Source organism: Bacillus kwashiorkori (assembly GCF_001375515.1).
GTDB classification, from domain to species: Bacteria; Bacillota; Bacilli; order Bacillales; family Caldibacillaceae; genus Bacillus_BK; species Bacillus_BK kwashiorkori.
Genome location: NZ_CTDX01000012.1, coordinates 1 through 11,726, shown reverse-complemented (window position 1 = coordinate 11,726; position 11,726 = coordinate 1). Strand labels below are relative to the sequence as shown.

At 34.4% G+C, this 11,726-nt stretch carries 9 protein-coding genes and 1 riboswitch; of the genes, 4 read left to right on the top strand and 5 right to left on the bottom strand.

What is annotated here, in order from left to right; translation table 11 throughout:
- Positions 1-198: 198 nt before the first annotated feature.
- Both codA and codB read right to left on the bottom strand, forming a co-directional pair.
- On the bottom strand, positions 199-1,470 hold the full coding sequence (gene codA / locus BN1242_RS03275; RefSeq protein WP_062351238.1) for a cytosine deaminase: 1,272 nt from the start codon (positions 1,468-1,470) through the stop codon (positions 199-201).
- Positions 1,467-2,729: a cytosine permease gene (codB, locus tag BN1242_RS03270; RefSeq protein WP_062351235.1), complete on the bottom strand. Its 1,263-nt coding sequence runs from the start codon at positions 2,727-2,729 to the stop codon at positions 1,467-1,469. The genes codA and codB overlap by 4 nt, the downstream gene beginning before the upstream one ends.
- A gap of 426 nt (positions 2,730-3,155) precedes the next feature.
- On the opposite strand from codB, the gene BN1242_RS03265 reads away from it, so the two are divergent.
- Positions 3,156-3,902, top strand: a complete 747-nt coding sequence (locus BN1242_RS03265; RefSeq protein WP_062351232.1) for a helix-turn-helix domain-containing protein — start codon at positions 3,156-3,158, stop codon at positions 3,900-3,902.
- A 633-nt stretch (positions 3,903-4,535) separates the two neighbouring features.
- Here the strand turns inward: BN1242_RS03265 and BN1242_RS03260 are convergent.
- Complete coding sequence (locus BN1242_RS03260; RefSeq protein ID WP_062351230.1) at positions 4,536-5,033, bottom strand: LURP-one-related/scramblase family protein; 498 nt, start codon at positions 5,031-5,033, stop codon at positions 4,536-4,538.
- A 388-nt stretch (positions 5,034-5,421) separates the two neighbouring features.
- The gene (locus BN1242_RS03250; RefSeq protein ID WP_062351222.1) at positions 5,422-7,173 is read right to left on the bottom strand and encodes a GGDEF domain-containing protein; all 1,752 of its coding nucleotides are present in this window, start codon (positions 7,171-7,173) and stop codon (positions 5,422-5,424) included.
- 114 nt (positions 7,174-7,287) lie between these two features.
- A riboswitch (cyclic di-GMP riboswitch) is annotated at positions 7,288-7,369 on the bottom strand.
- A gap of 275 nt (positions 7,370-7,644) precedes the next feature.
- On the opposite strand from BN1242_RS03250, the gene BN1242_RS03245 reads away from it, so the two are divergent.
- Positions 7,645-8,115 (top strand): hypothetical protein, encoded by a 471-nt coding sequence (locus BN1242_RS03245; protein WP_077216089.1) that lies wholly within the window; start codon positions 7,645-7,647, stop codon positions 8,113-8,115.
- A 195-nt stretch (positions 8,116-8,310) separates the two neighbouring features.
- On the opposite strand, the gene BN1242_RS03240 is transcribed toward BN1242_RS03245, so the two are convergent.
- Positions 8,311-9,174, bottom strand: a complete 864-nt coding sequence (locus BN1242_RS03240) for a DegV family protein (RefSeq protein WP_062351219.1) — start codon at positions 9,172-9,174, stop codon at positions 8,311-8,313.
- Positions 9,175-9,622: 448 nt separating this feature from the next.
- On the opposite strand from BN1242_RS03240, the gene rluF reads away from it, so the two are divergent.
- Together rluF and BN1242_RS03230 are read left to right on the top strand one after the other, a co-directional pair.
- Complete coding sequence (gene rluF / locus BN1242_RS03235; RefSeq protein ID WP_062351218.1) at positions 9,623-10,330, top strand: 23S rRNA pseudouridine(2604) synthase RluF; 708 nt, start codon at positions 9,623-9,625, stop codon at positions 10,328-10,330.
- Positions 10,331-10,435: 105 nt separating this feature from the next.
- Positions 10,436-11,347 carry a ferritin family protein gene (locus tag BN1242_RS03230; protein WP_062351217.1) on the top strand — a complete coding sequence of 304 codons (912 nt, stop codon included), beginning with the start codon at positions 10,436-10,438 and terminating at the stop codon, positions 11,345-11,347.
- Positions 11,348-11,726 lie beyond the last annotated feature (379 nt).

Sequence of the window (11,726 nt, the reverse complement as noted above, 5' to 3'; positions counted from 1 at the left end):
ACAAATGTTCAACTTGGGATTAATAGTGTTAAAAGTTGGTTACCACTTGTATTATAGCTTAACAGTTTTTAAATGTCATTTTTTACCTCCGAATTGCGAAAAGAAGAAAAATTAAAACAAAAAAGAGGCTACAGAAAATGTTTAACATAATCATATTTTCTTTGTAGCCTACCAATTTGACAATAGGGAAACTGATGGTTAACCTAGCCTTTCAAATTCAATTGTTTCTTCTTTGTCATTTACTATTATGTTTGTTTTACTCGGTGTTGTTTTAGTTATTAGTTTTCCGTTTCTAAAGGAATATAAGACAGATGCTTGTTTCCGAATTGCGTCAAATTCATCGTTTGCAGAAAGAATAATAAAGTTAGCTGGTTTGCCAATTTCTATCCCATAGTGAGATTCCAATCCTAACGTTTTCGCACTGTTTGTTGTTATTAAATCAATGGATTGGATAATTTCCTCATATCCCATTAATTGACTCACATGAATACCCATAAAAAGAACTTGCAACATATTACCTGTTCCTAACGGATACCACGGATCAAAAATATCATCATGACCAAAACATACGTTTAACCCCGCACTAAGTAATTCTTTTACCCTAGTAATTCCACGCCGTTTCGGATAAGAATCAAAGCGACCTTGGAGATGGATATTGACTAATGGGTTTGCTACAAAATTTATATCGGCTAATTTTAACAACCGGAATAGTTTGTTTGCATACGAATCATTATAGGAACCCATTGCTGTCGTATGGCTAGCAGTCACGAGTGATCCCATTCCCCGTTCATAACTTTCCTTAGCAACTACTTCAATGAAGCGGGATTGGTCATCATCTACTTCATCACAATGGATGTCTATCGGAAGCTGATATTTTTCGGCGAGATCAAAGGCAAATTGTACGGACTCGACTCCGTATTCCCGTGTGAACTCATAATGGGGAATGGCACCGACAACATCAGCACCCATTTTTACAGCTTCTTCCATTAATTCCTTCCCGCCAGAATAGGATAAAATTCCTTCTTGTGGAAAGGCGACAATTTGCAAGTCTATATATGGAGCCATTTCTTCCTTTACTTCTAACATTGCTTTTAAGGCGGTTAAATTTGGATCTGTTACATCAACATGTGTACGGACAAATTGTATTCCTTGTGCCATTTGCCATTTTAAAGCCATTTTTGCTCTATTTTTTACATCAGCGATTGTCACCGTCTGTTTTCTTTCCGCCCATCTTTGAATCCCTTCAAACAATGTCCCGCTCCTATTCCAATTTGGTTGACCGGCTGTTAACGTCGTATCCAAATGGATATGCGGTTCTATAAATGGTGGTAATACTAAAGCACCTGCGACATCCATTGTTTGTTCATCTGAAACGATATAATCTTTCGTTAGTTGTTTTATTATCCCATTTTGTACTTCTATATTCCATAACCCTTGTCTTCCTCTTAAGCTAGCATTTTTTATAATCATTGTTTAACCCCCACCTTTTTCGCTTCTAATAATGGAAAGCTCTTCAACTGTACTATGGAAACAACGGTGTAAAACACTGCTGAACTGATTAATGCGTTAATTGGAGGAATCCCCGGGAGAAAGTTTGCAGCTAATACACCGATTACCCAGGAAAACATCGCTACCCAATTCACCGTTTTGAACTTCATTTTTGTAAAATTATCATACACGCCTCGCTTTACAAGGAAAAAGTCAGCTAAAATAATCGCACCGATTGGGGGCAAGGTGGATCCTAACATTGTTAACCAGCTAACAAAATTGTTATATAACCACATTGCTAAAATTGTACCAATGATACCATTGATAATGACCATTTTACTTTTCGCGATTTTCGTAATATTGGAGAATCCTAATCCAGATGAATATAAAGCATTATCATTAGTCGTCCAAATATTTAACCCTAAGACGATAATTGCTGGAATAATTAATCCTTGGAGAAACATTACTTCCGAAATATCGGATTGACCAGTTGCAATAGTACCGACTGCTCCGAAAAAGAACATTAAAGAATTACCAATAAAGAAGGCGATTATTGTCGCTAATACTGCCCCTCGATTAGACTTTGAAAATCTGGCAAAGTCAGGTGTTAATGTTCCCGCACTAATAAATGAACCGATACAAATAGTTAACGCCACCGCTAACTCCATTTGTGTTTGCGGTTCATAATGAAACAGTGCTTGAATACCACCCATTGATTCCGTTGCCCGAACAACAGAAGTACTGCCCAATACTGCAATTGCTGGGACTGCTATAACACTTAAGATTGTTAATGCTTTTATACCGAAAAATGCAGTAGTTGTCATCAATACACCTGCAACCGCTATTAGAACATACACATTCATTCCAGTAACTTTCTCCACTGGAAGAGCAAACATCGCTACACCAACACCAAACCAGCCTACTTGGGTAATCGCCAGTAAAAATGAAGACAAATACGATCCCTTTTCACCAAATGCATAACGAGCAAGTAAAGGGGTTGATAATCCTGTTTTTGCAGAAATAAAGGCAAGTGCCCCTGTATATAGCCCGAGTAGGAGATTACCTATTAACACGATTGCTATCATTTTAGAAAAACTTAACCCGCTTGCAAGAGTTCCTCCCGACACCATACTCGCTGAGAAAAATGTTAACCCGAGCATTACTGCTAACATTCTCCAAAATCCATTTCGGTTTTCCTTAGGTACTGCTTGTAATGAAAAATCCAAATCTACTTTTTTCATACCAATTCCTCCACTCAAATAAATTTAAGCTAGAACCGGTACCAGAGAACGGATTGTCGTAATGATGGTGTTTTTCCCTTTTGCTCTCCACCAAAAAAGGCTTCTTGCCAAAACGTGACAAGAAGCCTTTAACCATAATGAAATACAAGTCTAAAGTAATTTTTAGACTAGTAATTTATCATTATTTCCGTCGTCCTTGTCAGCCTCTCTGGACTGAATTAAAGGTACCAGTATTTAGTTACATGAATTATTACAAAAACAGAATGAAAAGTCAACACTTATTTTCATTGCTTTTTTTTCCAAATGGATGTTCTCTTGAAATAGTTATCCCAAAGTTAAATAAAGCAAAATATATGTATATGCTGTTCAATGATTCATTTCACTTATGTTATAGTATGTTTGTATAACATTCAGGGGGTATGGAGTATGGTGATGAACCGAGAATTACTTATTAACAATATTGCTAAAGAAAGACAAGTACTAGAAGAAAATATTAATAAACTTGTTCACGATAAAATTAAACATATTCCGATCGCTAATAATCAATTAATGCCGTATGGTTGGCGGAAAGCTGCAAAAGGGCGGACTGTTTGGCGAATTATTGAAGAAGTCATTAGTCAAAACTTAGAAAAGTACGCTCAAGATTATGGCTTCCAATCTGTCATACCGGCAGATTCAGAAGTTGGCGTGTATGATTTTGAATTTCAATTAAAATCGGGATCGAAATCCTTTGTCAATATTAAATCTGCTGTAATTGATGGAAAGGTAAATAAAGATGATATATCCAAGGCGATTGGATTAATAGAATTTTTAGAAAATAATCCAACTAGTAATTTGTATATTGCGACCTTTCTCATCCGCTTTACAGAGGAAATGACAGTCGAATTAGTGGAGTGTATTGTTTTTCCGACAACTTGGATACCAGATGTATATGTTAACCCAAGTAATAACGGTAATCTTCAATCGAGTAAATATAAAAATCTCGATGAAATGGTTTTTCGTACAAATGGAGAATTTCTAGAAATCTTAAAAGAGGAAAACCGCGTAGCAAAATTGGGCGGCAGAACGAAATTACAAAAGGAGATTAAAAAAAGGATAAAAAACGGTGAAACTAAAAAGCAAATTGCCCAAACGATCGGTCTTAGCCTGGAACAAATAAATGAGATGTTGTAGGGGAAGATTTGCTGTAGTCTAATTAGGAAAGTGAAGCACTTGGCAAATAAACGAACGATAGCGGTAACGAATAATTACGGAGGTTGAGAACAAAACACAAAAAATTGGATTATCCCAGTTGTTAAGGATGGGCCATGGAGGAGACGACTATAAATGGCTAGAAAGACTGGAAATGACTTACTTATTTAAGATTGTACCTCATTTAACCTATCGTTACATGAAATAACATCTTCTTATGTACTTTAATTTTGTTCCAGTGAAAATAAAAATTCAAAATAAGATCATCAATAATCATTATAAAAAGCAGGGATTATATTTTCCTGCTTTTTTATGGCTCAATGTAACAAATGTTACTCTAATTAAAAGACTCTGTTAAAGTTTGGTGTTAATTTCCGTTTCAAATTTATTTGTGACGAATCTCAGCGACAGGAAAGGCGGACGCTTTCCGCGGGCACGGCCCCAGCCACTACAACGCTACTCGTCTCCTTATTTCTGGCTCGTGCTGTTCCCGCCGGAGTCGCCGCCTTACACTACAGTCAACAACTGCCTAAAAATCAACAATAAACAATAACATAGCCAATTAAAAAAAATAATGAATGTTTCCATTGATACAGGTTACCGTATAACGGCTTCCTATTGTCCTGGTGCAGAGGCGGCAGCTCTTTCATCTGCTTTTACACAATCAATTGCGACAACTAGTGCAACCATTATCTCTTCCATTTCATCTTTGAATATCTCCACTTCGTAGCTATCACCCCAAGTGAACCATTTTTTACTAACCATACCGATAACTTCTCCAAATTGAAACACTTGAAAATCCATGTCCCACCAATTGCCGCGGACTTCAATTCCCGCTGCATCAATTAAATACCGTGCTTTAAAGAAAGAAAACTCTTTTTTTATCGTTAATACTTCTTGCCCATTCACTTCCACGAAAAACTTCGGTAAGAAACTAAATACCTTTTTCGTAATAAGAGCAACTTCACTTCCTCTATTGTCGTAGATAGTATATGTCTTAGGGATCTTCAAAAAACTACCTTCAACATAATAGACATCTCTTTCTTGATCGTCTTTCACCGTGAACTTTCCACTTAAACTAAATACCTTTTGCTTAATATATAGTTGTTTCATACTTGTCCCCCATTTTGATTAAAAGTACGTCACCTTTGATCAATCTATATGTTTATTATATTACTTAACTCTTATGTGTACTATTGATTTTTCACTCTATTTATACTACTATTTGTTCTCTTTTGCTTTTTTCTGATTTGGGAGTTTTTATTCTCTATATTGCTTTTTTTAAAAGAGCAAAGGTGCCTAGAAATTCTTTCAACTATAGCACCTTTATTCGCAATCTATTTTTCATATTTTATAAATGTCACGGCTACTATTAACGTCTTCGTTAAAACGGTCTTTCTTGTTATCAAACTCTTTTTCTTTCACAAATAAGAAATATGATTTAGTAATTTTTGACTGACCACTTTTCGTAATGAATTTACCAGTAGTTGCGTGTTTTCCTTTAATCACTGAATAATACTTTATTTTTCCCGGTTCTTTTAGCTTCATGGACAAGTGTGTCTACACGGCGAAATACTTCTTCCCAACCATCTTCCTGCTTTTTCTTGGAAACACCAATACAAATAGCTGTTGATAAATCTTCATGTTCCCATGAAAGTTGTGCAACCTTTTTTCGAATACGATCAAATAACACTATCGAATCATCGAAACTTTTATCCCGTACAATGAGTAAAAACTCTTCGCCACCGTACCTACCAATCTCATCATTATCAGCAAGCTCCTGTTTAATTACTTGCACTACCTTTTTTATCACTTTATCTCCGAATAAATAACCATACGTATCATTGATGGACTTAAAGTTATCAATGTCGACAAGAGCAACTATACAATCCTTTTTTTCCGCTTGTAGGATTTCTAATATCTTTTTTCGATTATATACCCCTGTTAAACCATCTGTCACTGATTTAACGTATAAGGAGTTTTTTAACTGATTTACTCTAATGAAAGCAGCTGTAATTATTATTATTCCTATAATTGTAGTCACAATCATTATTCTTTGTTGCGTAATTGACTTTTTTTGCGCTTGCTTTAAGGCTGTTAAAGTCTGTATTTTTTCATTTAGCTCTTTTTCAGTAAACTTTCTAATTTTCGAAGTCATTTCATCAATATCTTTAAATGTTTGTGGGTCTTCATCCATTTTGGAAACAAACATATATAAATCTGCTGCTTGTTTAAAGTTTTTATTTTCATAATATGCTTGCGCTAAATTTATACTTTCGTACCTAATTGCATCCAGCCTACCATCGATATGGATAATCTTCTCTGACAGTTCCTTACTTTTCTCAAAACTGTCTACTGCCGCTTGATTTAATTCATACTCGCTTTCAATTAGGCCTTTTATACTATATAAATACTCTAAGTTAGTTGTACGATGATAATGATTCTCCGCAAATGGCACGAGCTGCTCTATTTCCTTTATTACTGTTTTCCTTACTGTTTTATCTTTCTTATCACTTAGTTTACTTTTCACTAAAGCAATCGACGCTTGATTCCACTGTTGTAAATTGTCTGCTTCCACTCCATTTGCCTTATTAAATAATTCGCCAGCTTCTTCATAAAGCTTTAATGCACTTTTATTCTCTTCATATGATAATAATAAATCGGCATGAAAGTCTTTATAAATAGCTTTATAAAAATTGTCATCGTATTTATTTGCTATTTGAAGCATTTTCTCTAAATACTCGATAACCTTGGCATCATCCATAACATAGTAAAAGGATAATGCTATCGTTTTATATGCATACATTTGAGTTTTAGCATCTGTATTTTCTTCCGCAATTTCTAACAAGCGGGAACCGTATTCTACTAGATTACCGCTATCACCGTAATACTCGCTTAATACGGTCAGCTCTTTTAAAATTGCAATTTCCAGTTCCATTTGTTTTTCCTTTTTACTAATTGTTAGCCCCTCTTGGAAATTTTCATTAGCTTTGTGAAAATTATTTTCAACTACTTGATTAATTCCCTCCAGATAATAGTACAAAGCTGGATCATTATTCTTTAGGAATTCTCGTTCACTATTGAACCATTGTAAAACCTGCTTATATCCATTACCACGAACAAGTTCGCTTTCTATTTTTTCAATAGTCCAATTAAAACTCGCTGATGTGCTGGAAATATTAGGGAAGATAAAAAACAATAAAATAAAAATAATACATATGTAAAAAAACCTGCTTCTTTTGAGACCTATCATTATCATTTCCTCCTATAGTTGAACTTTCCTAGGCCTCAAGAAAATGATAACTATCTTTAAAAATATTTCTATATTATTTACAATGCTATTTAGAAATATCTCTTTGTTATCCCCTTTGGTAACTCAGCCACCATAGATTTCCCGTAGGTCTGTAGTTTTGCGTCCCCATTTTTCAATGAGTTTGCCTTTTCATTGAGCCTTTTGTACTATCATTTTACCATACTTTTTTGTAAATATAGGTAAAAAGAACTAGATTTATTCCATACTGTAACTAATCTGCTACGAAAGTATTTGTTTGTTAAAGTGATAGTGAAGTAAAAAAACTGAATGTAGTTGCCAAATAGTTTCAATAGTAAATAAGCACTACAAATAGTAAATTTTTATAAAATTATATTACCAAAGTATTAATTATATGGTAAAATAAAGCAGTATTGTTTAATTATACAAAAAAATAAATAAGAGGTGATTATGATGAAACAGTTCCAATTTTCTACTAGTTTGCTGTTCTTTTGGGTTAAGGGGAAAGTAGATGTGGATAATAGATTTGTCAAAACAAACTTATCCAATACAATCTTAGGTTTTCTCCCTGCTGGTAAAGACCAACAGAGTATTCCTTTAAAAAATATTTCTGGATCTATGTTGTCTACAAAATACTTCTTAAAGCCAATTATTATCGGGTTATTCCTATTATTTTTCGGCTTTGGTACCTTTGGAGAAACCTTCCTTGGTGGGTTAACATTAATTATTATTGGTATTGGTGTTGCGGGAAGCGGTATTCAAACTATTTTAAACATCGAAAAATCAGGAACACCATATTTTATAAGTGTACCTTTCTTTGAAAAGCAAAAAATGCAAATGTTAAACAATACTATTCAGGAAGCTTTAGCAGAAGACACAGATAAGACGGATTTAAATTTATTCTTTGATAAAAAATCGCAATAATATATATTTTATTCTTATATAAAACGCAGTAACTATTTACTGCGTTTTTGCATGTTTCCATTTAAATGGAACCTTATTACCGATCGTCCGCTTCCATACTCAAATTTAATTTTTCCAACAGATGATTAACTACTTGTAGTGCTTCCTCTCTTAGTTTATCTCCATAATATCCCCACTCAATATTTCCCGGTTTTTTTATTTTTCTACAAAAAACATGGAAATAGCGCCTAAACCAACATGTGTTCCAACGGATACTCCCATTTGCATGATATGAATATCACCTGTAAAATTGGTATCCAATTGAATTTTCGCCTTCAGGTTCTCAGCAATTTTCACATCTGATGTATAACCAATGATAATAAAGTCCGTCTTTTCATGATCGTTTCTTTTCATCAATTCTTCCGTGTAATGCTTTAGAACTTTTTTCAATCCTCTTTCTTTCCCAACGATAGCACCTTTCCCATCTTTCATCGTCATAATTGGCTTTAACATTAGAATTTTCCCGATAAAGGCACTTGCGTTCGTAAGCCTGCCACTCTTGATTAAATGATCCAAGTCGGCTACGGAAAGAAAGTGCTTTACTTTTTTCTTATATTTCTCGTTAAAAGCAATAATTTCTTCAAAACTAGCTCCTTTTTCCCTCATCATTGCACTTTTCATAACTAGCCAGCCACTTCCATGACTCATGCATTTCGAATCAACAACATGGATTTTTATATTTGACTTTGGATTTTCTTCAAAATAATAATCTTTCGCTAAAACGGCTGACTGATAGGCACCACTCGTCCCACTGGACATGCATATACATAATATTTCTTTACTACCTTCTTGCACAGCCTGTTTGATTATTTTCAGATATTCGGTTGGACTGGGCATCCCTGTAGTTGGAAACTCAGGTAATGCTTCCATCATCCCATAGAATTCGTCCGGTTGAATATCTATTCTATCTCGATAAATTTTACCGTCTATGTTTATTGTTAGAGGTGCCAAGCTGCTATCGTACTTTTTCAGTACATCATCAGATAAATCACAGGTAGAATCAGCCATAATTTTTATCATTTTATCCTCCAAAAAATTACTCTTTATTAATAATCTTTAACTAAAAAATAATGCATAATTTCATCTTACATTGGATTGTACTGTATGACCATCTAAAAATTTTTCCTTCTATAAGAAAGAGTAACGAAAGGAAGTAATTTGTGAAGGTGAATCAGATAATGAAATGGATGAGGAGAAAATATGGAAAATCATAAGGAGATGCAGAAAAGGGGTTTTATGGAAAATAACAACCGAATTAATAAGTTGTATAACCCTTTCATTTAGAGGATAACATGGAAATTAGTAGCATTGTATAAAACGAATGCATTTTTTGAAATCTTATCAACCGATGACAGGAATATTTTTCTCTATAATCTCTTGTTTTTACAGTTAAATATGAGTTTAATGTACCTATAAAATAACGTATAGTTAATAGGTGGAAAATAATTAACTTCATAGGAGAGTTAGTATGCGTATTAATAAATATATTAGTGAATCTGGGAAAGCATCTAGACGGGGTGCCGATAAACTTATTGCTGATGGAAGAGTCACTATTAATGGCCAACGAGCAACGATAGGTAGCCAAGTGGAACCGGGAGATGATATACGAATAGATGGGAATCCCATCCGTGTAGGGGGAAATTATGTTTATATTGCGTTAAATAAACCTGTTGGCATTACTAGCACAACGGATAGAAGTATAAAGGGTAATATTGTTGATTTAGTTAACCATCCACTGAGAGTGTTTCATATTGGGCGTCTTGATAAGGATTCGGAGGGCTTAATTTTACTCACTAACGACGGAGACATTGTTAACAAAATTCTACGTGCTGAAAATAAACATGAAAAAGAATATATCGTATCAGTCGATAAACCAATTACTCCTGAATTTTTAAAGAGGATGTCAGAGGGCGTAAGAATTTTAGGTACGAAAACACTTCCTTGTAAAACAGTTCAGTTATCAAAATATGATTTTCGAATTATTTTGACACAAGGATTAAACCGGCAAATTCGGCGAATGTGTGCAGCATTAGGATACAAAGTTCGCCGATTACAAAGAATCCGCATCATGAATATCCATTTAGGCAACCTCGCTCCTGGACAATGGAGAGATTTATCAAAAAAAGAGCGCACTCAATTATTTAGAGAACTAAACTATGAGCCAAAAGAATGGTAAAAAGGACAGAACCATTAAATGCAGGAAACTATAAATCTATTCTCCTGCACACCTACCCATATATGATGCATAAAATAAGTTGAAAGGAAAAAAAGGGGGAGGGTCATGTTTATAAATCAACCATATTATCTTCCTAGTTATGGTGATTTTTATCGGTTGGCACCAGATACTCAACTTGTAAATGATATTCAAAAGGCAATTAATGCTGAGTATAGTGCCATTTCTTGTTACGGAAAATTAGCTAAAATGGCTCCGACACAAGGTGAAAGGAACATAATACTTGAAATCCGAAAAGATGAAAAACGACACCTTGAAGAATTTAGTAGAATTTTCACAAATTTAACAGGGAGACAGCCATCTTTTCAAATCACTGAGGAATGTCCAGACAATTACAGAGCAGGTATTGAATTTGCTTTTAAAGATGAACAAGAGGCTGTTGACTCTTATTTAGATATCTCAGATAAAGCAGTGGATATTACAATCAAAGAAAGATTTCGACGTGCAGCATCAGATGAACAAAATCACGCTGTTTGGTTTTTATTTTTTTTTTCAAAATATCCAAAGGTAACACAAACCTATAGACAAATTGAAGATTATGGTGCTAAAGGGGCTTTAAGTGCTTCCTCATTGTCCTTACCTCAAATGTTAACTTTTGCCCTTCAGGACGAATATTTGGCCCAAGCACGCTATAATAGCATTATCCGAACATTTGGTAATATACGAACGTTTGTACAAATTAAAGAGGCAGAAATGAGACATATTAGTGCATTATTACCACTCTTCGAACGATATCAAGTACCATTACCTAATGATATTTCTCAATCATTTGTTTCACCTCCAGAAAATCTAAAGGCTGCATATGCAGCGGGTGTTCAAGGGGAAATAGATAATATATCTATGTACGAAAGATTTTTATCGATGAATATCCCTAATGATGTAAGAATTGTCTTTTCACAACTACGTAATGCCTCGTTAAATCATTTAGCAGCCTTTGAAAGAGGGCTAGCTAGAAATTAATTTTATTTGTGGGGGTGATTCATCGCCCCTAAAATCATTCATTTACGATTTTTTTACGGATCGAATTATTCCTTATTAACTGGTGAAAGAATAGGATATTTATATGTATCTAGGATGATTGCGCACCAGATTGTTTATTAGTAAAATCCCAGGGCGTAGTTTTAATAAAGCTGAATCTACTTGTGGTACGGTTCACCGTGGTTGTTTAAGAGGCAAAAGTTATAGATTTTATTACAACTGAAAAAAGTTGATACGTAAGCCCCCATTCAAACAACGCATATAATTGAGCAGCACCTCTTGATAAAATTTAGATATCGATTAAAGGAGGTGCTTTTCATATGCCTGAACAAAAACTTACTATCATCCCCGTTACATTGCA